Origin of the sequence: Bacillus sp. JKS001846, from assembly GCF_900176455.1 — a bacterium.
GTDB classification, from domain to species: Bacteria; Bacillota; Bacilli; order Bacillales; family Bacillaceae_G; genus Bacillus_A; species Bacillus_A cereus.
Genome location: NZ_FWYG01000001.1, coordinates 1,772,353 through 1,794,300, shown reverse-complemented (window position 1 = coordinate 1,794,300; position 21,948 = coordinate 1,772,353). Strand labels below are relative to the sequence as shown.

The window sequence follows — 21,948 nt, the reverse complement described above, 5'->3', positions numbered from 1 at the left end:
CTCCTTCCTTTTACGCTTTTCCTACTAAAATCGTTCCCAAACGAATATATGTAGCCCCTTCTTCAATTGCAATCTTGTAATCGTTGGACATTCCCATTGATAATTCTTTACATGGCGCATGTAATAACTCTAGCTCCTGCACCTCTGTTTGCAGCATACGTAATTCCTTAAAACAGCGTCTGATTTCTTCCTCTTCTTCTGTAAATGGAGCCATCGTCATTAGTCCAACCACTTCAATTTTATCGAATTCTTGCAAACTTTGAATAAAAGAAACAACCTCTTCTATTGCCAATCCTTGCTTCGATTCTTCAGATGAGGTTTTCACTTGAATAAAGCATTTCACTTTCTTATCAGCACGTTTCTGAATTTCTTTCGCCAGTGAAAGACGATCTAACGAATGTAAATAATCAATTTCATTAATGATTTCTTTTACTTTTCTCGTTTGTAATGAGCCAATAAAGTGCCAATTAACTTTTGAACCGAAATGCTCGTATTTCTGTAAGAAACCTTCATTTCTATTTTCACCTAAATCGATAACTCCAGCTTCAATTACTTCGTTTGTTTTTTCAATCCCTACAGTTTTTGTAACTGCAACAAGTTTAATATCTTGCAACGAACGTCCAGCTCGAGCGCAAGATTCTTTAATAGCTTCGTTTACAATTTCTAAATTTTCTTGTACTGTCACTTGCTTTCTTCCTCCTTAAAACCTATGAAACTCAACATTCTTCCTGTCTTACCTTGATCACGACGATGAGAGAAAAATAGTTGCTCTTCACAGCTTGTACAAAGAGATGACATTACAATATGCTCTTCTTTTATGCCTGCTTGTACACATAATATACGATTAATTTCTTTTAAATTAATTGCGTACTGCCCGTCAGAAATTTTTTGATGAGGAACAGCACCCCTAACTACTTCCTGTGCTGCTGTTAATACACGATCATCCACAACATAACAACAAGATCCGATCGACGGCCCAATTGCAACATGAATTTCATCACTTGAAATACCTTCTGCATTCCACTTTTGAATCATTTCCTTTGCAATCTCTTGTACAGTGCCTTTCCATCCAGCATGCGCAAGTCCTATCATACCATGTGATGGTGCATAAAAATAGAGCGGAACACAATCCGCGTAACAAGACGTTAACAGAACATCTTCATTACTCGTATAAATGCCATCTGTTTTTGAAATGCCGTCCTCATATGAATAGACACCACTTCCCTTTTCCTGTTGCCCTACTTTTTCAACATGATGAGCATGAACTTGTTCAGAGCAAATCCAATTTTCTAATGGTTTTTGTAACTTATTTGCTAAAATGCGTCTGTTTTCATGAACGTTCTCCACGATATCATTCACATGTAATCCTAAATTCATCGCATGAAAGGAGCCCGTACTTATCCCACCATCTTTTGTCGTAAATCCAGCAGTAATGTTTCCAAGTTCTTTCCACGCTTGTAAATACAGTATACCGTCCAAATATTTAAATGGTTCTCTCATAATAAAGCGGCTCCTTTTAATTAAAATAACAGAAAAAAGCATGGTACTTCCTGTCTATTTTACCATACTTTTATTTTTTCATAATCCTAACAGAAAAAAAAGAGGAATTTGTAATATTCTTTATGAAATTGTCGGTGTTTGTATTGATTCTGTTACAGAATTAACAGGATTTACTCTTACAAGTATGACATCTTCCCCAATTTTCACAATTTCCTTCCAAGGAATTACAATCTCAACATCTTTTCCAAAAATACCTAGCATACGTGTCTGTTTTGAAATAATAACAGAACAAATTTTCCCTGTGTTCATATCAATTTCAATATCTCCAATATTCCCAATCCTTTTTCCATCTGAAATATTTATAACATCCTTCATCTGTAACTCTGAAATTCGTATCACCATTTTTATCCTCTCCCTTATATGACAAATTGGAAACTGTTTCTCATATTTACAGGAAGCCACCTACACGAAACACCATGCTAGTTTCATTATATGAACACAAATCCCCTACTATGAGCACAAACCATATTACATATAAAAAGGTCTCACCATAATTGGTGAGACCTTATCCTTGAATCGTTTTATTCATTTGTTTAATGGCTGACTTCTCTAAACGTGATACTTGCGCTTGGGAAATCCCAATTTCTTCTGCAACTTCCATCTGTGTCTTTCCTTGGAAGAAACGTTTTCTAATAATCATTTTCTCTCTATCATTTAAACGCTTCATTCCTTCTTTCAATGCTAATTCTTCAACCCACTGCTCGTCCTTTTGTTTTTCATCACTTAACTGATCCATAACAAAGATAGGATCTCCCCCATCATTATAAATCGGTTCAAATAATGAAACTGGATCTTGAATTGCATCTAAAGCAAATACTATCTCTTCATGAGTTACTTCTAGCACTTTTGCAATATCCATTGCTGTTGGTTCTTTTGAATTTTCTGCAATCAACTTTTCTCTTACTTGCAAAGCTTTATACGCAATATCTCGCAATGAGCGCGATACGCGAATCGGATTATTATCACGCAAATATCTGCGTATTTCCCCAATAATCATCGGCACAGCATACGTTGAAAATTTTACATTTTGGCCTAAATCAAAATTATCAATTGATTTCATAAGTCCGATGCAACCAACTTGAAATAAATCGTCAACATATTCTCCTCTGTTATTAAATCTTTGGATGACGCTCAGTACAAGACGTAAGTTTCCATTCACTAATTTTTCTCTTGCGCTTATCTCTCCACTTTGCATTTCACGAAATAATTTACGCATCTCTTCATTTTTTAATACTGGAAGTTTAGCTGTATCAACACCGCAAATTTCTACTTTGTTTCTCGTCAAAGTGTTCCCTCCTATCGGGAGTTGCTGTACAGTGTAAAGTATTTCCTTTGAAGGGGATTTTATGCATGTGGTTTTTTCACGATTTGTTATTTAAATTATCTTTCCTAATACAACTAAATAGAATAAGACCAGCCTACATAACGGCTGGTCTTATTCTTTACACCATTTTATTAAATTCTTTTCGTAATCTTTTTATAATTCTTTTTTCTAAACGCGAAATGTATGACTGTGAAATCCCAAGCATATCAGCCACATCTTTTTGCGTCTTTTCCTCTCCTCCAGCAAGCCCAAACCGAAGTTCCATAATTTGTTTTTCACGATCATTTAATTGGTGTAATGCTTTCATTAAAAGGTGACGATCTACAGTAGCTTCTAAATCTTTTGTAATAATATCATCATCTGTACCTAACACGTCAGACAATAACAGTTCATTCCCATCCCAATCAATGTTTAGTGGTTCATCAAAAGAAACTTCCGAACGATTTTTGTTATTTCGACGTAAATGCATTAAAATTTCATTTTCTATACAACGCGATGCATATGTTGCTAATTTTATTTTCTTTTCTGGATTAAATGTATTTACCGCTTTAATAAGGCCGATTGTTCCTATACTAATCAAATCTTCAATATTTATCCCTGTATTTTCAAACTTTCTTGCTATATATACAACGAGCCTTAAGTTACGTTCAATAAGTAATGACCTTGCTGCCTGATCTCCTTTTGGCAATTTATTCAAAAGAACTTCCTCTTCTTCTTTTGTTAACGGTGGTGGCAACGCTTCACTTCCACCAATATAATAAATTTCATCGGTCTTAATTCCTAATTTCAGCAATACTTTATACCAAAGGTATACTAAATAAAATTTTAATTTCATCATATTATCCCGCCTCTCATTATTAAGCAATTACCATTTTTTGTGAAATCAACATTTTTGGATGCACAATACATTGATACTCCCCATTAGTAGAAAGCTGTTGTGTATTTAATCCAATTAATACTTTGTTTACAACAATAGAACTACCTTCATGGTCAACTTGCACACTGTCAGGCTTAATTGCCCACAAAAATTGACTCTCTACCCCTACTGCACGGAAAGGAATTAAGCGTAATTTTGTCGCCCAACCAGAATCATTTTCTGGTATTTGAGGAATTTCTGTTTTGGAATAAATTTGTTCTGTTAACCAAGATGGTAAGCAATGTTCTAATGATGAAACATGCATAATCATAACGGGTGTTTTTGTTAATGGGTCATAAAGTTGGTTCCCACTGTCAATAAGACCTGCCAGTTCTAGTTCTTCTTCTGCTAATTGAATTTTTACTTTCACAATTTGATCATAGTGTATTTTCGTGACCTCTACGCTTTCAATACGCTTTTTAGAAAAATAATAAATTACTGGAAAACCAAAAATAACAAATAACCAACTAATTGGATCACCGTAAGAAATTGACTGAGATTGAACCAATCCATTTACCATTTCATTCGTTTGCAAAAAGAAATGAGTTCCAATTAATCCTCCGCCAACCATAAAGGTTACAAAGTAAAAAGTAAAAACAGTTTGTGCATAATTTCTAAATGTTGTAAACCCAAATGCTGTATACACAATAAGTAACGAGTACAGTAGTTTCATAATTGGATGTGTCATCATAGAAGCAAAAGGAGTAAAGGCAAAAATAACAATAGTTGAACCTATAAATGCCCCTAACACAAGCCTCCATTTTTTGATTTTCTTTTTTAACACGGTAGCTGTTAATAAAAGCAAAAGAAAATCAATGCAGGCGTTTAACAACCAAACAACGTCGGCGTAAACAACCAAACAATTCACCTCTTTTTTCAAGTTGAGACTAGTATAATGCATATCCAATAGGAAAGTGTGTCAATTTGCGGAGGTGTTTTTTTGTTATTTTGTGATTTCTAGACATAATCTGTCGGTAAAAAATAAAAGTACAAATTCATAGAATGATATACTCTTATTTTCACCAACAAAATATACCAAATAAAAAAAAGACCTGCTTAGCAGGTCTTTTCCATTTAAAAAACAAAAAAGGAGCATGAAAGCTCCTTTTTTTATCGTCTACGACGGTTACGTAAAAATGCTGGAATATCGATATCATCTGAATCTGAATGACGCTCATGTACAACTGGCTCTTCACGCTTCATTTCACGTTTTACTTCACGTTGTTTTGAAGGTTGAGCTACTGGTTGTTGCTGTTGTTGCGTGTGGTTCGCATTCGGGCGAATAATTGGTTTTGGTGGTTGAGTTGCAATGCTATCATCAAAACCAGTTGCAATTACAGTTACAACGATATCATCTTTTAATCCTTCGTTAATAACAGAACCGAAGATCATATTTACTTCTGGATCTGAAGCTGAAGCTACGATATCTGCCGCTTCTTGTACTTCATATAAGCTTAAGTTAGCGCCACCCGTAATGTTCATGATAACACCTTGAGCTCCATCAATAGATGTTTCTAGTAATGGACTAGAAATCGCTTTTTTCGCAGCTTCTGCAGCACGATTTTCCCCGTTACCAGAACCAATACCCATTAAAGCAGAACCTCTATTAGACATAATTGTCTTTACGTCTGCAAAGTCTAAGTTAATTAAACCTGGCGTTGCAATTAAATCCGAAATACCTTGAACACCTTGACGTAATACGTTATCAGCTTCACGGAATGCTTCTAACATTGGCGTATTTTTATCAACAATCTCTAATAAGCGATCGTTTGGAATTACAATAAGAGTATCTACATTTTCTTTAAATGCTGCAATACCAGATGCTGCTTGCGTCGCACGCTTACGTCCTTCAAAAGTAAATGGACGTGTTACAACACCAACTGTTAAAGCACCTAATTCTTTTGCAACTTGAGCAACAACTGGAGCTGCACCAGTTCCAGTTCCACCGCCCATACCGGCAGTTACGAAGACCATATCCGCACCACGAAGTGCTTCTTGGATCTGTTCTTTACTTTCTTCTGCAGCTTTTTTCCCTACTTCAGGGTTTGCGCCTGCACCAAGTCCACGCGTTAATTTTCCACCAATTTGCATTTTTGTTTCAGCTTTTGATAGATTTAATGCTTGTGCATCAGTGTTCACAGCGATAAAGTCTACACCTTGTACACCGTGTTCAATCATACGGTTTACAGCATTGTTTCCGCCACCGCCGACACCGATAACTTTTATATTCGCTAATTGATCTTGAGTAGTATCAAACTCTAACATGTCGAAATCCCCCTAGAACCTCATTTTTCGTGTCCAATTTTAATCCCATAAATAACGGAATACACGTTTTACTTTTGACATCATGCGGTCATCATTTTGATTATTATTGTTTTGATTACGAGTTTTTTGTTTCGCGGGTTGCTGTTGTACCGGCGTTGGTGCTGGTGCTGGTACTGGTTCAAAATGCTCTTGCTTTTCCTGCACATTTTTCCCACGTAATTTAGCTTTTTGATAAGAATGTTTAATTAATCCAACTCCACTTGTATATTGGGGCTCACGCACACCAATATAATCAGGAGTTGCTACACGAACATTTTCATGTAAAATATCATATGCAAGATCAAGAACACCTGGCATAGAAGCAATTCCGCCAGTTAGTACATAACCAGAAGCCACTTGCTTTACTCCTAACTTACGCACTTCATCTTGAACAAACATTAAAATTTCCTCTACACGAGCCTCTATTATATCCGATAATTCCAACTGAGAATATTGTTCTGTTTGATCACTTCCCATAATAGGAACCGTAAACATCTCTTCTTCAGATGCTGTATCATAAAAAGCATGTCCATATTTCAACTTAATTTGATCTGCATTTTCTGTTGAAGTTTTCAACCCAATCGCAATATCTTTCGTTATATGGTCTCCACCTAATGGTAATACGCTCGTCGCTTGTAACTCTCCATCTTTAAAAATAGATAAAGTTGTAGATCCTCCCCCCATATCAACAAGGGCTACTCCTCTATTTTTTTCATCTGAAGATATAGCAACTGTTGCAGCCGCTAAAGGTTGAAGACAAATATCAACAATTTCAAGACCTGCTTTTTCTACACAACGAAGTAGGTTATGTAGTAAAGTTCTCGAGCCTGTAATAAGTGTACCTTCCATTTCTAATCTTACACCGATCATCCCGCGTGGATCGTTAATCTCGTCAAGACCGTCTACGATGAACTGTCGAGGTACCACATCAATAAACTCACGCTCTGGAGCAATTGACACAACTTGTGCTGCATCTAGAACGCGTAAGACATCTTCATTCCCGATTTCACGATCTTCATTTGAAACAGCGACTACTCCGTGACAAGGAAGTAGCTGTACCTGGTTTGCATTGACACCTACTACAACTTGCTCAATGTGGATTCCCACCATGCGCTCAGCTTGTTCAATTGCTTTTTTAATTGATCGAACAGTCTCGTCTATATCAACTATCGATCCCTTCTTTAAACCATTTGATTTTACATTTCCAACACCAATAATGTTTAAGCTGTCATTAACCATTTCACCAATGATGACTTTAACATTGGATGTACCGATGTCAAGACTAACATATATTTCATTGCTGTTCATTCTTTGGCACCTCCTTCTTTATTTATACCATACAACTCAATATATGGAACAACAATCGCAACTTTACTATTTATAAGAAAAATATTCAACGTCTTTATACGTTTCCCTTTTTTAACCCTATATTTTTCTTATTTTTATTTAGCATTCAATTAAGAATATCGCAGTAAACTATGAATAACTGCTTATCTTGAAATAATTCTATTTCCAGTGTAAAGTTTACCGCCAAGTATAAGTCTACACTAAGATGTACTCATAGAAAAGTGAAACTTGTACCAATACTAGTATGAATCTAAGAATTTTTACATATTTTTCATCAAATGAACCATTCTTCTAAATTCGTATACATATAATAGAACATTCGTTTCGTTTTTTCTGCTATAAGCAACGAAAACTACCATTCTATTCTTTTTTGTCTTCCGCACCTAATTCTTTCGTATATGCACCTACTTCTAAGTCAATTAATACCTTCTTACCTGGCTCAATTGTTTTTAAAATAAGTGGATAGGCTTCCATACGTTTTGCGAAATTTTGAATCGTAGTGCTCACTTCATAACCTTCATTCATATATAAAGTAAGATGATCTTCATTCGCATTCGTTGGTGAATAGCGAATCTCCGAAATAGATTTTAAAATAGCTGGTGTTAATTTTTCTAGTTCAGCGATTAACTCCTTCATTTTCTCTTCTTTAAAAGGTTCGAAAATCGGTGCTGCAACAGGAAGTTTTCCATTAGGTAGTACATCAAGCGTTTTTCCATTTTCTAATAACGGTTGTAGTTTTCCCTCTTTATTTATATAACCAATCGTTAAATATTCTTCGATATGAATATCAATCTTGTTTGGAAAACGTTTTTTTACATTTACTGCTTTAATTTCTTTTCGCTTCGTTAAGTTTTCTTCAGCTTTATGTGCTGTCACTCGGAAATAACTTGTATCATATGTCACGCCTGAATCCTTCATTACTTGCTCATCCGTCATATAGTGATTTCCAAACACACTAATCTTTTTTATATTACTAAGCGGAGACCGAAAATAAATTAAAAAGAGCACTAATAAAAATAAAATTGATATGTATAAAATCAATCGATGATTAACATTTTTTTTGTTTTTTTTCTTTTGATTTTTCAATTTTGGTACACGATCTTGTAGTTTAATCACTTTACTATTATTCATGTACGATCCCCCTATGTAACATAAAGAACGGCATGTTCCTCATGCCGTTCTTATCTTCTTATTATAACATAAATGATAATGAGCGGAACGAATAACCGTTATCTTCCAATGATTTCTACTTCTGTGTGCATATCTACATCAAATTTATCCTTAATTGTATGTTTTATTAATTCAATTAAAGACAATACATCTTGCGCTGAAGCTCCCCCGGTATTAACAATAAAATTGCCATGCATTTCAGAAATTTGAGCTCCACCAATCCTATAACCACGAAGCCCTGCTTTTTCTACTAAATCTCCTGCAAAATGTGGGATTGGATTCCGAAATATACTTCCTGCACACGGATGATTCCATGGTTGCGTTTCACGGCGGTAGTCTTTATTATTTTGCATGCTACGTACAATTTCTTCACGTTTTCCCGCCTGTAATTGAAACTCCGCCTCTAAAACAATACCAGGACGTTTCGTTTGCAATACAGATGACCGATAAGAAAACTCCAGTTCTTTATTCGTTAACCAGGCAATTGTACCGTCTTCAAACAGAATGAGAGCCTTCGATAATACACTCGATATATCCGATTTATGTGCACCTGCATTCATATATACTGCACCACCGACACTTCCTGGAATACCGCTCGCAAACTCCAATCCAGCTAACCCTTGACGACTAAGTAAAGTTGACAATTTAATAAGAGGATATCCACTACCAACTCTTACCTTATGTTTTTCGACCTCTAAGTGATCTAATCCTTCTCCTAAACGAATAACAACACCTTCTATGCCTTGATCAGATACAAGAAGGTTTGAACCGCGACCAATTACAGTCCACTTCGTTTTGTATTGCTTTACTAACTGTAATGTTTTTTCAATACCGGCTACATGCTTTGGCACAATTAAAATATCCGCTGGTCCACCTATTTTCATAGTTGTATAACGTGCTAACGGCTCGTTAACTAAAACACGACCAACGTCTGCTTCTATAAGCTCATTTACTAATTGTTCCATAGACAATCTCCCCCATATTAAGTCTCCTTATGACAATAATATGCAGGGCGTTCACCTAACGTTATCCCTCTATTTACGGGCAGTACAGCTCCTAAATCAAAATTCGGCGATAACAAAGAAATTAGGCGGAATCAGGATGTCAGTAAACATCCGATTAGTGAAAGATAATAATCAACGAGAGAGAATCACTCCCCACTAATTAAAGCCTCACTTTATTTTTTTACAAGCTTATTCATTACTTCATACAGCTTATTTGCTGCATCTGGAATACCTAGTTGCTTAGCCGCTAGCTTCATATTTTGTAATGTTTGTGCATTCAATAAAATCTCATCAATATCACGAATAAGCGTTTCAGCTGTTAAATCTTTTTCAAGTAACATTTTTGCCGCTCCTTTATCAACAACTGAACGTGCATTCTTTTCCTGATGATTATTTGTTACATACGGACTCGGTATTAACACACTTGGTTTTCCTAACGCTGTTAATTCTGCAAGTGTTGTTGCCCCAGCCCTTGAAACAACAAGGTCTACACCAGTTAGTACCTCTGGCATATTATGAATGAACGGCTTAATAATAACATTGCTTGGGTTCCCTTTTTGCTTCACGGCTTCCATCACTTTATCATAATGTACTTCACCCGTTACATATAGTATTTCGTAGCTTTTGTTCCCAAACTGTTCAATTGCTTCAACGAAGGCATCGTTAATCGGTCTAGCCCCACGACTTCCACCAAATATAAGTACAGACTTTTTAGGAAGAGAAAGCCCAACTGAACGTTTCCCCTTCATTCCATTTTGATCCATTACCTCTGATGCTCGTGGATTACCTGTCATTACCACTTTTGACTCTGGAAAATGCTCTATAGCTGCTTCAAAACAAACAGCAACTTTATCAACATAACGGCTTAAAAACTTGTTCGTTACACCTGGTACACTATTTTGTTCATGTACAATAGTTGGAATACCTAATTTGGCTGCAGCGTATACAACTGGTCCACATACATATCCACCCGTTCCAATTACGATATCCGGATTAAAACGACGAATGTATCGTTTACTATCCTGTACACCTTTTAGAAAACGCATTACTGTTTTCACATTATCTAATGATATTTTTCGTTTAAATCCACTTATAACAATAGATTGAAATGGTATACCTGCTTTTGGAACGATTGTACTCTCTAGTCCATTTTCCGTACCAATATATAAAAATCTCGCTTCTGGATTTAACTTTTTTATTTCTCTAATTAAAGCAAGAGCTGGATAAATATGACCACCAGTACCCCCACCACTCACTAATACACGCACTACTAACTCCTCCGCTTCTCTTTTCTTATTTCCATTATACTTATTTCTATATACATATTGCATTTTTACACACATACGAAAAACCCTGTCTTATAAACAGGGTTTAGTAGCGAGAATGGCGACTTATATTTAATAATACACCTACTGCCATTAACATTAATGTCAAACTTGATCCACCATAACTTAAAAACGGCAAGGTAATACCCGTAACAGGCATCAGTCCTGTTACAACACCAACATTAATCATTACTTGAATCGCAATCATCGCCACAATACCTACTGCTAAAAACGTACCATATAAATCTGGCGCTCCTAATGCGATACGAATCCCGCGCCATAATAATAGACTAAATAATAATAACACAAATGAACCACCAATAAAACCTAATTCCTCGGATAAGATCGCAAATATAAAGTCAGTTTGTGGTTCAGGTAAATAAAGAAATTTTTGTCTACTTTGTCCAAGTCCAAGCCCAAATAATCCACCAGGTCCAATTGCAAGTAATGATTGGATAATTTGAAATCCACTCCCGAGCGGATCTGACCACGGATCTAAATATGATGTAATGCGTTTCATTCGATACGGTGCTGATGCAATTAACCCTACAAATCCTGCTACACCAATCAAACCAAACATTGCAAAGTGAAAGACCCTCGCTCCCGAAATGAATATCATAATGATACATGTCCCAACCATTACCGTTCCTGTCCCAAGGTCTGGCTGTAACATAATCATCCCAAAAGCAAGAAACACAAAACTAAGGGCCGGTAATAAACCACGTTTAAAAGATGTAATCAATTTTTGCCGTTCTGCTAAAAACTTTGCCAAGAAAATAATCATCGCAAACTTCATAAATTCTGACGGTTGAATCGAAAATGCTCCGATTCCAATCCAACTTCGTGCTCCTCCTCGAACAAGACCTACTCCAGGAATAAGAACGAGAATAAGAAGAATGAAGCAAACTAGCAAAATCACTTTTGAATACGTACGCCACACCCAATAATCAATTTTCATAATAAAAAACATAGCTACTACACCAAGACCCGCAAACAGTAATTGTCTTTTTGCAAAAAAGAATGAGTCCCCCATTTTATAAGAGGCCCAAACTGCACTCGCACTATAAACCATAATCATTCCGATTGTCAACAATGAAAGTGTTACGATGATGAGAATAAAATCAGGCGTTTTCTTCATTACCCACAAACACCACCTCTTTAGGCAGAAACTTTTGCCCTATGTAACAAAACATCAGTAGGTGTTAGCCTACTGATGTTTTGATTTACTTTATATAAGTTTATGCACAGCTTGTATAAAAATGTCTCCTCTTTCTTCAAATGTTTTAAATTGATCCCAGCTTGCACACGCTGGAGAAAGAAGAACGACATCGCCATCTTTAGAATGAGCATAAGCTTTCACCACTGCTTCATCTAAAGTATCGACACTTTCAATTATATCTAATCCCGCTTTTTCTGCCGCTCTTACTAGTTTAGGAGCTGTTTGTCCAAATGTTACAATCGCTTTTACATTTTTGAAATACGGAATTAAATCATCGAATTCATTTCCGCGATCAAGCCCACCTGCTAGTAACACAATCGGTTGTGTAAACGCAGATAGTGCTTTCTCAGTCGCTAACATATTCGTTGCTTTTGAATCATTATAAAACTTACGGTTGTTAATCGTTGTTACATATTCTAAACGATGTTTTACACCCGTAAAACGTTTTAACACGACCGTAATTGCTTCATTAGAAGTACCTAATAATTTCGCAATACTCATCGCAGCTAAAATATTTTCTAAATTATGTTGACCAGGTAAAACGATATCGCTTACTTCAACAACTTTTTCACCTTTGAAATAAAGAGCGTTATCTTTTATACACGCGCCATCTTCAATTTCTTTCGTTGTCGAAAACAGGATTTTTTGACCTTTAGAATACGCAGACAAAGCCATCACATCTGCATCATCTGCATTTATTACACTATAATCATTTTCTGTTTGGTTTTTAAAAATATTTGCTTTCGCTAAACCATATTCTTTCTTCGTCCCATGATAATCTAAGTGGGCCTCAAATAAATTTAAAAACGCAGCAATTTTAGGTTGGAACAATTCTACTCCCATCAATTGAAATGATGAAAGTTCTGTAACTACAACTTCATTTTCTTTTGCATCCTGTGCTACTTCACACGCTACAGTGCCAATGTTCCCTGCAATTACAGGATGCTTTTGTCCTTCTTTTAGCATTTCAAATGTCAGCATTGTCGTCGTCGTTTTACCGTTAGACCCCGTAATCCCAACAAATGGTGCTTCTGAAATACGATATGCTAATTCAACTTCCGTAACAATCGGAATTTGCTTTTCTTTCGCAGCAACTAATATTGGATTAGAATACGGGATTCCTGGATTTTTTACTACAAGAGAAATATTTCTCTCTAATAATTCTAAAGGATGACCACCGCATACAACGTCCATTCCTTTTGCTTGTAATTCTGCAGCAAATACATTCTCTGCTAAAGGCTTTCCGTCATTTACAATAACATTTGCCCCTAACTTTTGTAACAATGTAGCTGCTGCATAACCACTTTTTGCAATGCCTAATACAAGAATATTCTTATTTTGAAATTCAGTTACAGTTTTCAATTACATCCACACCCCGATATAAATTCCTAACACAGCTAATAAAAATCCTGCAGACCAAAACGTCACAACAACACGCCACTCTGACCAACCACATAATTCATAATGATGGTGTAATGGACTCATTTTAAAGACACGTTTTCCTGTTGTTTTAAATGAAATGACCTGAATGATAACCGATAAAGTTTCCATTACGAATACTCCGCCGATAATTACAAGTAGCAATTCTTGTTTTAATAAAATCGCTACAGCTGCAATGGCTCCACCTAAAGCTAATGAACCTGTATCTCCCATAAACACTTTTGCTGGATTCGCATTGAATACTAAAAATCCAAGTACAGCTCCTACAACTGCCATACAGAATATCGCCACTCCAAATTGCTCTTGTGCCACAGCAATAATACTAAATGCTCCAAATGCAATAGCAGCTGTTCCTGATAATAAACCATCTAAACCGTCAGTTAAGTTAACTGCATTTGATCCACCAATAAGCATAAATAGTACAAGTACGAAATACGCCCAACCTAATTCAAACTTAACATCCGTTCCCGGAATCATGATGTATGTGTGGAACGCTTGCCCTTTTCCAATTAAAAAGAATGCAATAGCAATAACAAGCTGACCTACTAATTTTTGTTTTGATGTTAAACCAAGATTTCTCTTCTTAACCACCTTTATGTAGTCATCTAAAAATCCAATCAAGCCGTAACCAAACGTCACTAATAGTAATAACGAAACCTCTGCACCTAAATAATTAAACTTAATCGCCATAATAAGTGAAGTTACCATCATAGATACGTATATGACGATACCACCCATTGTCGGTGTCCCTGATTTTTTTTGATGTGACTTTGGTCCCTCATCACGAATACTCTGTCCGAACTTTAATTTTCTTAAAAATGGAATAAACAATGGCGAAAGGGCAACAGAAATTAAGAATGCTACCCCAGCCGTTACTAATAAACCTTGCTCAAGCACATGTAGTCCTCCTCTCACGTTGTTACTCTTCGTTGCTTAAACGCCCTTTAATTGCTTCTTTAGCAACTTCACGATCATCAAAATGATGAACTTCTTTACCAATAATTTGATACGTTTCATGACCCTTACCAGCAATAATAATGATATCATCTGCTTTCGCTTTAGTGATTGCATGGTGTATCGCTTCTTTTCTATCAATAATCACTTCATAATTTTTCCCACTTGCACCATGTACCATATCATCTAAAATAGCCGCTGGATCTTCACTTCTTGGATTATCTGATGTGTAAATTGCATGAGTTGCATATTTTGTTGCAACACTTGCCATTATCGGTCTCTTCGTTCGGTCCCTATCGCCGCCACAACCAACGATACAATACACATCACCTTTTGCAAATTGTTTTGCAGTTTTTAATACATTTTCTAAACTATCCGGCGTATGTGCGTAATCAACAATAACTGTATAATTTTGTCCTCCATCAACAACTTCAAAACGCCCTGGAACCCCAGCTAGTTCTTTTATAACAGCAATGATTGTTTCTAATTTCACACCCGAAACAAGTCCTGCTGCTGTTGCTGCAAGTACGTTATATACATTAAATTTACCTATTAATTTCATCGTAACATTTACACTTTCATATGGTGTGACAAGCGTAAATGTAGTCCCGCCACTCGTCATAACGATATTTTTTGCCATAATGTCACTTGTTGTATCAATACCATATGTTACAACTGTTGCTGCAGTACTTCTCATATACTCTTCTGTTACATTATCATCGCTATTCAGCACAGCGTACTTTTCACGATTATGATTATAACTATTGCCAAGCTGTGCAAATAGTAACCCTTTTGCATGTTTATATTCTTCCATCGTTTTATGATAGTCTAAATGATCTTGTGTTAAATTCGTAAACACCGCTACATCGTAATCACATCCGTGTACACGACCAAGATCTAACGCATGTGACGAAACTTCCATTACCGTGCTGTCCACACCTTGTTCAACCATTTTTGAAAACGTCTGTTGAAGTGTTAGTGCATCTGGTGTTGTATTTTTCACCTCAAATGTTTCATCACCGATTTTCATATTAATCGTTCCAATTAGCCCTGTTTTATGACCATGTGCTCGCATAATCTCATCCATAATATGCGATGTTGTTGTCTTTCCATTTGTACCTGTAATTCCGATTAAATGTAACTTGTGTGTCGGTTGACCATAAAAATAATCAGCTAAAACCGCTAACGAACGAAAAGTATTTTTCACAAGTACAACTGGAACGTCAACATCAATTGGTCTTTCCGCAACAATAGCAGCCGCTCCTTGTGCCGCTGCTTGCTTAGCAAAATCATGGCTATCAACCGTATATCCTTTCATACATACAAATAAGCTTCCCTCTTTCACTTTACGTGAATCAGCTTCTATAGATGTGATTTCTGGATTTTCTTTTGGAACAACTGGAAAATCATGCAAACATGATACAAGTGTATGCAACTTCATTTCACTAAACCCTCTCTACATTGTTTATTTATCTTTTTTCAGTAAGCAACACATTACCTCCTATATAAGGAGGTAAGTGCTACTGACCTATTTATGAATGAGACACTTACTGTCTCAAATTAAGTAACTGTTCTATAAAGAACTCACTTCCACCAATTGTACCATAAAACGTACTATGTTACCTTTAATTCCCGAAGTAAATTCTAATTTTTGAGCCTTCTTTTACTTTAGCTCCCGCTTCTGGTGATTGTTTAATTACTTTCTCTCCATCTCCACTTATATCAAGCTTCAAATCGACGAGTTGTGTTTGTAAGTCTTTCTTTTTCATTCCAATTAAATTCGGAACTTCCACAGTTGGTGTATCGCCCCATTTATATTCTTTCTCAACTTGTTCTTTTCTCGGTTTCACTCCCATAACAGGAAGCGCATCTCGAAGGATATTCCCGACAATCGGAGCTGCTACCACTCCACCAAACTGTGTAACCCCTTTTGGATTATCAACAGCTACATACACAACAATCTCTGGATCATCCGCTGGAGCAAATCCGATAAAAGATACTATATAATTATTCTCTAAATATTTACCATCCTTCACCTTTTGAGCAGTACCCGTTTTTCCACCTACGCGATATCCATCAATATAAGCACCTTTACCAGAACCTTTCGCTACAACATTCTCTAATGCATAACGAACTTTTTCTGAAGTTTCCTTGGAAATAACTTTTCTTTTCTCAACAGGTGTCTTTTTACTAACAACTTGATTATTTTTCGGATCAATAAACTCCTTAGCTATATACGGCTGATACAATGTTCCACCATTTACAGCCGCCGCTACAGCTGCTACTTGTTGAATCGGCGTAACAGAAACTCCTTGGCCGAATGAAGTTGTTGCTTGCTCTACTGGACCAACTTTATCTAAATTAAATAAAATCCCACTGCCTTCACCTTGCAAGTCAATTCCAGTCTTCTGCCCAAAACCAAAATTACGAATGTATTTAAATAATCGGTCTTTACCAAGGCGATCACCAAGTTCAATAAATCCCGGGTTACATGAGTTTTGAACGACTTCTAAAAACGTTTGACTGCCATGACCTCCTGCTTTCCAGCATTTCAATCTAGCTCCACCTACTTCAGCTGCTCCATCATCATAAAACGTATCCTTCTCTAAGTCTACTAAATTTTCATTCAATGCTGCAGCTAATGTAATGATCTTAAATGTTGAACCAGGCTCATACGTACTCCATACAGGTAGATTTCTGTTATACACTTCTGGAGAGACACTTTGAAAATCCGCTGGGTCAAAACTCGGTCGACTAGACATCCCTAAAACTTCACCATTTTTAGGGTTCATTGCAATCGCAATCATACCGTCAGGATTATAAGTTGACTCCGCAATATTCATTTCTCTTTCCATAATCCTTGTAATACGCGCATCGATTGTTAATCCTAAATTTAAACCGGCTTCTGGCTTTTTGAAATCATCACCAACATTAGGCATCCTTTGTCCTTTCGCATCTGCAAAAAAACGCACATGACCTTTGTCCCCATTTAGCTCTTTATCATAATATTTTTCTAGTCCCATAAGACCTTGGTTATCGCTACCTGCAAAACCTAATACATGTGATAAAAAGTTTCCAAACGGATAGTACCGGATAGAATCCTCTGCGATATACACGCCCTTCAGACTTAATCCTCGTACTTCTTTCGCTTTGTCATGTGATATTTTCCTTCCGCCTTTATCTAACCTTACAATCGATTCTTTTTTTGTAATCCTTTTATAAATCTCATCTTTTTCCACACCTAATACTGCAGCTAACTTCTCTGCAGTCTCCGCTGGTTTTTCAATTTGCCTCGGTACAACAAAGACAGTTGGAGCACTTTTATTCGTGGCAAGTTCCACACCATTTCGGTCTAAAATTTTCCCACGTTCGGGTTCAAAAGTAATATTACGACTCCATGAATCTTTCGCACGATCCGTTAACATATTCCCAAGAAAAAATTGCACATATCCAAGACGAATATCGATAATCGTGAAAATAAGTATACCTGATATAAGTATAAAAATAAGTCGTTTTCTAACTGTTACATTTGATACACGCATATTGGAACAAGCCTCCCTTACGCCTAGCTTGTTCCAATATATGCTTGTACTTATTTAATTAGAACTTATTCTCTTTTACCATTACGGCTTTTCTGCTTCTTGCTGTGGTTCGAGTGGCGGTACGAGTGTGACACCTAATTCTGTACCAGGTTGTAATAATGTTCCTTCCGCCACACTTTGTTCTGTTACGTATCCTGTACCAGAAGGTTTCAAGTTAAGCTGTAATGTCTTCGCTAAATTCATAACATCACGCAGTGCCCATCCTTGTATATTTGGCATTGTAGGCTTATCTCCTACCAAGAAGACTCGGTCGCCTTTTAATGTTTGTTCAGTCGCTTTTGGTACTTGTTGCTGTACTTTCCCTTCACCTAGTACGATTGGACGAAGTTTTGCTTTATCAATCGCTTTCCCCGCTTCAGCCATCGTTTTACCATTTACATCCGGAACAGTAGTTTGTTGTTCTTTCAGATGTTTTTTCGGATCTTTAACTTCATTTGGCTTAATCTTTAAATACTCTAAACTATTTTTTGTTACATATTTAAAAATATCAGCTAACGGTTGTGCACCGTTCTCATCATCTTTTAATTTAGGCTGTTTAACAGCTACATACACAACAAGTTGTGGATCGTCCATTGGTGCCATACCTAAGAATGAGAATATATAATTCTGTCTCCCTGTCATATAGCCGCCTTTTCCATCCGGAATTTGCGCTGTACCTGTTTTACCACCAACTGAATATCCATCAATTTTATAAGCTGTCCCTGTACCTTTCGGAGATGTAACAACACGTTCTAATAATTGTCTTACTTGCGCTGCTGTTTCCTTTGTAACAGGTTTTCCTACTTCTTCTGGCTTATGTTCTAATTTTACTTTGTCTGTTATCGGATCTACAATTTTATCAATTGCATAAGGTTTCATCATTTTCCCATCATTTGCAATGGCCGTTGCAGCTTGTACAAGCTGAATTGGTGTTACAGTGGAACCTTGTCCAAAAGCTGTTGTCACTTGTTGTATTTGCTGATCAAATAAAATTGTATTCGATCCTTCACCTGATAAATCAATGTTCGTTTTTTCATCTAATCCAAAACTATGAATATATTTTCGGAAACGTTCTGGACCAAGTTTTTGATCTCCTAAAATTGCAAACGCTACGTTTGAAGAACGCTCTACCCCTTCATCAAACGTGATAGAGCCCCAACCAGCACCACCGTTATGATCTTTTATTTTCCTATTTCCGACTTGATATGTCCCGGACTGATAATAATCTTGGCCTTTGTACACACCTTCATTAATAGCTGCCGCTAACGTGAAAATTTTCATTGTTGATCCAGGTTCAAATGCATTGGCAATTGCGTCATTAAAGAAATATTTAATTTGACGATCATTAGGGTCATAACTAGGTTTAGTAGACATCGCTAATATTTTCCCAGTTTTCGGATCTGCAACAATCCCTATTAAACTTTCTGGCTCATATTGCTTACTTGCTGCTTTCATCGCGTCTTCTAAATAACTTTGGACACGTTGATCGATTGTTAAATAAGCGTTATCTCCATTTTTAGGTGCCTTTACATTAACTTTTCCCCCATCAAGGGACACACCTTTACGATCACCTGTATATGCTACTTCTCCGTTCGAGGCACTTAAGTATTTATCCAAGCTTTTCTCTATGCCAAATTGACCTACCGAGGTTCCATTCTCATTTGGTTTTGCATGACCTATAACGTAAGATGCAAAATCACCGTTTGGATACACCCTTGCATTTTCTGTAATAAAAGATATTCCCGGCAACTTCAACGCTTCTATTTGTTCCTTCTTTTCTTTCGTCAAATCCTTGCCTAACGTTCCAAATTCGACTTGACTTCTACCTTCCTTATTTAAAGAAGCTAAAATATCCTCTTCGCCTTTTCCAAGTACTCCTGCAATTTTCTTTGCAGTATCTTCTTTATTCTCAACTGAGTTAGCACCTTTTAGTGCAGCTACCATTTTGTAAGAGTTTGCGTCTTGCGCTAACACATGACCGTTTTGATCATAAATGGTTCCTCGGTTCGCTTCAAGAACTCCTTTTTTACTATGCTTTTGTTTAGCAAGTGCATCTAAATCCTGATTATGAACTGTTCCTGTTGATTGTATGTAAAAAAATCGGGCTAATAACAGCAAAAAGAGCAGGAGGAAAAATATCATAAAATAACCTGCTCCCTTATTGGTATGAAATTTAGTCATATTCTTCTTCATCGTTCCTTCACACCTATTGCCTTATTTGAGGCCTTTCACATTATTCGCATTAATTTCTAGCCCGTGTTTTTTTGCAACTTCAGCGATTCGTTCATAGCGACTTAACTTCTCTACTTCAGCTTGTAATTCTTGATTTTCTTTTTGCTGCTGTACAATTTTTTCTTCTATCGTCGCTGCTTCTACATTAACTTGATAAAGGCCTGCTTTATTTCCAATAAACGCGACACAGGCATACAATAAAAAGCCAATAAACGCTACATACAACAGTTTTTCGATTCTTGTAATTTTCGCTTTAACCTTCGGCTTAGCCATCTGCTGTGGGGGCGTTTGAATTTGCACCTCTTCTTGCGCTTGTTGTTTGTACTTTACAGCTAAATTAGTCATACCTCTCTCTCCCTTTTATCGTTTTTCAGCGATTCTCAACTTCGCAGAACGCGCACGATTATTTTCTTCTAGCTCTATATCAGAAGGTAAAATCGGTTTTCTTGTAATAAGCTTTAATTTCGGCTTAAATTCATCAGGAATAATCGGTAATCCTGGCGGCAATTGTGGCGTTGTACTATTTCGCTTAAACGTTGTTTTACAAATACGATCTTCTAATGAATGGAATGTTATAACACTAACTCTTCCACCTGGCTTAACCATCTCAATAGCAGATTCCAATGCTTCTTCAAATACTTTTAATTCATCATTTACAGCTATACGAATTGCCTGAAACACTCGCTTAGCAGGATGCCCACCCGTTCTACGAGCTGGAGCCGGAATACCTTCTTTAATTAGCTCTACTAATTCTCCTGTCGTTTCAATAGCTTTATTCTCACGATAAGCTTCAATTTTTCTTGCAATTTGTTTTGAAAATTTCTCTTCACCGTATTGGAAGAAAATCCTTACAAGTTGTTCATATGACCAGCTATTTACAACATCATACGCTGTTAATGGGGCATCTTGATCCATCCGCATATCTAGCGGTGCATCATGATGATAACTAAAGCCTCGTTCTGGTGTATCTAATTGTGGGGATGAAACACCTAAATCAAATAAAATACCATCTACTTCTGTTATACCTATTTCCTGCAGTTTTTCAGCTAAATAACGGAAGTTACTCTTTACTGTTATAAACTGTTCACCGTATGAAGAGAACTTTTCTTTCGCGTTTTGAATCGCTATCTCATCTTGATCAAACGCTATTAATTTTCCACCTTCAGTTAATTGGGATAATAAATAAGAACTATGTCCTCCTCCCCCCAGTGTACAATCTACATATGTACCATCTGGCTTTATATCTAAGCCGTCTACTGTTTCCTTTAAAAGCACTGTTACGTGTTTAAACATTGTTGCACCTACTCTTTTTCCAATTAATTATGTTGAATGTATCCCTTCCTCTAAACACATATTTCACGCTTAGAGAATGAAATAATACGAAAGAACGACTCATTTAACTTACCAACAAAGGCAACATACTATACAAATCGCTATTTTCTTTTATTATATACTAAATTTTATCATCTTTTGCGGGAATTTAAATAAAAAACTGTCGAAAAAGCGAATAATACGTTTACATTTTGTGCTATTTTGTCATATATTTAAGTATCCAACACAATTGCCATATCT

Annotated in this window: 19 protein-coding genes; all 19 read right to left on the bottom strand. The window is 36.4% G+C overall.

Going from position 1 to position 21,948, the window contains the following annotated elements; all coding sequences use genetic code 11:
• Window positions 1-10: 10 nt before the first annotated feature.
• On the bottom strand, window positions 11-685 hold the full coding sequence (locus tag B9A45_RS09915; protein WP_000218000.1) for a YggS family pyridoxal phosphate-dependent enzyme: 675 nt from the start codon (window positions 683-685) through the stop codon (window positions 11-13).
• Complete coding sequence (pgeF, locus tag B9A45_RS09910; RefSeq protein WP_084064010.1) at window positions 682-1,500, bottom strand: peptidoglycan editing factor PgeF; 819 nt, start codon at window positions 1,498-1,500, stop codon at window positions 682-684. Before pgeF ends, B9A45_RS09915 begins: the two co-directional genes overlap by 4 nt.
• 120 nt (window positions 1,501-1,620) lie before the next feature.
• On the bottom strand, window positions 1,621-1,902 hold the full coding sequence (locus B9A45_RS09905; RefSeq protein WP_000236745.1) for a YlmC/YmxH family sporulation protein: 282 nt from the start codon (window positions 1,900-1,902) through the stop codon (window positions 1,621-1,623).
• A gap of 163 nt (window positions 1,903-2,065) precedes the next feature.
• Complete coding sequence (gene sigG, locus B9A45_RS09900) at window positions 2,066-2,845, bottom strand: RNA polymerase sporulation sigma factor SigG (RefSeq protein WP_000197755.1); 780 nt, start codon at window positions 2,843-2,845, stop codon at window positions 2,066-2,068.
• A gap of 157 nt (window positions 2,846-3,002) precedes the next feature.
• Window positions 3,003-3,722: an RNA polymerase sporulation sigma factor SigE gene (sigE, locus tag B9A45_RS09895; RefSeq protein ID WP_000976948.1), complete on the bottom strand. Its 720-nt coding sequence runs from the start codon at window positions 3,720-3,722 to the stop codon at window positions 3,003-3,005.
• Between the two features lie 19 nt (window positions 3,723-3,741).
• A complete protein-coding gene (spoIIGA, locus tag B9A45_RS09890; RefSeq protein ID WP_000261970.1) occupies window positions 3,742-4,659 on the bottom strand; it encodes a sigma-E processing peptidase SpoIIGA in 918 nt (305 codons plus the stop codon).
• A 251-nt stretch (window positions 4,660-4,910) separates the two neighbouring features.
• Entirely contained in the window at window positions 4,911-6,065 is a 1,155-nt protein-coding gene (gene ftsZ, locus B9A45_RS09885) for a cell division protein FtsZ (protein ID WP_000888984.1), read from the bottom strand.
• A 39-nt stretch (window positions 6,066-6,104) separates the two neighbouring features.
• A complete protein-coding gene (gene ftsA / locus B9A45_RS09880) occupies window positions 6,105-7,412 on the bottom strand; it encodes a cell division protein FtsA (RefSeq protein WP_001087557.1) in 1,308 nt (435 codons plus the stop codon).
• Between the two features lie 399 nt (window positions 7,413-7,811).
• Window positions 7,812-8,582, bottom strand: coding sequence for a cell division protein DivIB (gene divIB / locus B9A45_RS09875; protein WP_001065788.1), 771 nt, complete (start codon window positions 8,580-8,582; stop codon window positions 7,812-7,814).
• A 98-nt stretch (window positions 8,583-8,680) separates the two neighbouring features.
• Window positions 8,681-9,586: a UDP-N-acetylmuramate dehydrogenase gene (gene murB / locus B9A45_RS09870; RefSeq protein WP_000437021.1), complete on the bottom strand. Its 906-nt coding sequence runs from the start codon at window positions 9,584-9,586 to the stop codon at window positions 8,681-8,683.
• Between the two features lie 212 nt (window positions 9,587-9,798).
• Window positions 9,799-10,893, bottom strand: a complete 1,095-nt coding sequence (gene murG / locus B9A45_RS09865) for an undecaprenyldiphospho-muramoylpentapeptide beta-N-acetylglucosaminyltransferase (protein ID WP_021728036.1) — start codon at window positions 10,891-10,893, stop codon at window positions 9,799-9,801.
• A gap of 103 nt (window positions 10,894-10,996) precedes the next feature.
• Window positions 10,997-12,088 carry a stage V sporulation protein E gene (spoVE, locus tag B9A45_RS09860; RefSeq protein WP_000753520.1) on the bottom strand — a complete coding sequence of 364 codons (1,092 nt, stop codon included), beginning with the start codon at window positions 12,086-12,088 and terminating at the stop codon, window positions 10,997-10,999.
• 90 nt (window positions 12,089-12,178) lie between these two features.
• The gene (gene murD, locus B9A45_RS09855) at window positions 12,179-13,531 is read right to left on the bottom strand and encodes a UDP-N-acetylmuramoyl-L-alanine--D-glutamate ligase (protein ID WP_084064009.1); all 1,353 of its coding nucleotides are present in this window, start codon (window positions 13,529-13,531) and stop codon (window positions 12,179-12,181) included.
• A complete protein-coding gene (gene mraY / locus B9A45_RS09850; RefSeq protein WP_000893060.1) occupies window positions 13,532-14,506 on the bottom strand; it encodes a phospho-N-acetylmuramoyl-pentapeptide-transferase in 975 nt (324 codons plus the stop codon).
• 22 nt (window positions 14,507-14,528) lie between these two features.
• Entirely contained in the window at window positions 14,529-16,004 is a 1,476-nt protein-coding gene (murE, locus tag B9A45_RS09845) for a UDP-N-acetylmuramoyl-L-alanyl-D-glutamate--2,6-diaminopimelate ligase (protein WP_000766316.1), read from the bottom strand.
• 184 nt (window positions 16,005-16,188) lie between these two features.
• Entirely contained in the window at window positions 16,189-18,105 is a 1,917-nt protein-coding gene (locus B9A45_RS09840; protein ID WP_001266237.1) for a stage V sporulation protein D, read from the bottom strand.
• Window positions 18,106-18,186: 81 nt separating this feature from the next.
• Window positions 18,187-20,286 carry a penicillin-binding protein gene (locus tag B9A45_RS09835; RefSeq protein ID WP_001987238.1) on the bottom strand — a complete coding sequence of 700 codons (2,100 nt, stop codon included), beginning with the start codon at window positions 20,284-20,286 and terminating at the stop codon, window positions 18,187-18,189.
• A 72-nt stretch (window positions 20,287-20,358) separates the two neighbouring features.
• Window positions 20,359-20,721: a cell division protein FtsL gene (gene ftsL / locus B9A45_RS09830; RefSeq protein ID WP_000182804.1), complete on the bottom strand. Its 363-nt coding sequence runs from the start codon at window positions 20,719-20,721 to the stop codon at window positions 20,359-20,361.
• Window positions 20,722-20,736: 15 nt separating this feature from the next.
• Window positions 20,737-21,669, bottom strand: coding sequence for a 16S rRNA (cytosine(1402)-N(4))-methyltransferase RsmH (gene rsmH, locus B9A45_RS09825; RefSeq protein WP_000472508.1), 933 nt, complete (start codon window positions 21,667-21,669; stop codon window positions 20,737-20,739).
• Between the last annotated feature and the right edge of the window lie 279 nt (window positions 21,670-21,948).

Coding starts and splice junctions, on each gene's coding strand:
- pgeF (WP_084064010.1), bottom strand. CDS start 1,500: ATGAGAGAACCATTTAAATATTTGGACGGTATACTGTATTTACAAGCG.
- B9A45_RS09905 (WP_000236745.1), bottom strand. CDS start 1,902: ATGGTGATACGAATTTCAGAGTTACAGATGAAGGATGTTATAAATATT.
- sigE (WP_000976948.1), bottom strand. CDS start 3,722: ATGATGAAATTAAAATTTTATTTAGTATACCTTTGGTATAAAGTATTG.
- ftsZ (WP_000888984.1), bottom strand. CDS start 6,065: ATGTTAGAGTTTGATACTACTCAAGATCAATTAGCGAATATAAAAGTT.
- ftsA (WP_001087557.1), bottom strand. CDS start 7,412: ATGAACAGCAATGAAATATATGTTAGTCTTGACATCGGTACATCCAAT.
- divIB (WP_001065788.1), bottom strand. CDS start 8,582: ATGAATAATAGTAAAGTGATTAAACTACAAGATCGTGTACCAAAATTG.
- murB (WP_000437021.1), bottom strand. CDS start 9,586: ATGGAACAATTAGTAAATGAGCTTATAGAAGCAGACGTTGGTCGTGTT.
- spoVE (WP_000753520.1), bottom strand. CDS start 12,088: ATGAAGAAAACGCCTGATTTTATTCTCATCATCGTAACACTTTCATTG.
- murE (WP_000766316.1), bottom strand. CDS start 16,004: ATGAAGTTGCATACACTTGTATCATGTTTGCATGATTTTCCAGTTGTT.
- B9A45_RS09840 (WP_001266237.1), bottom strand. CDS start 18,105: ATGCGTGTATCAAATGTAACAGTTAGAAAACGACTTATTTTTATACTT.
- B9A45_RS09835 (WP_001987238.1), bottom strand. CDS start 20,286: ATGATATTTTTCCTCCTGCTCTTTTTGCTGTTATTAGCCCGATTTTTT.
- ftsL (WP_000182804.1), bottom strand. CDS start 20,721: ATGACTAATTTAGCTGTAAAGTACAAACAACAAGCGCAAGAAGAGGTG.
- rsmH (WP_000472508.1), bottom strand. CDS start 21,669: ATGTTTAAACACGTAACAGTGCTTTTAAAGGAAACAGTAGACGGCTTA.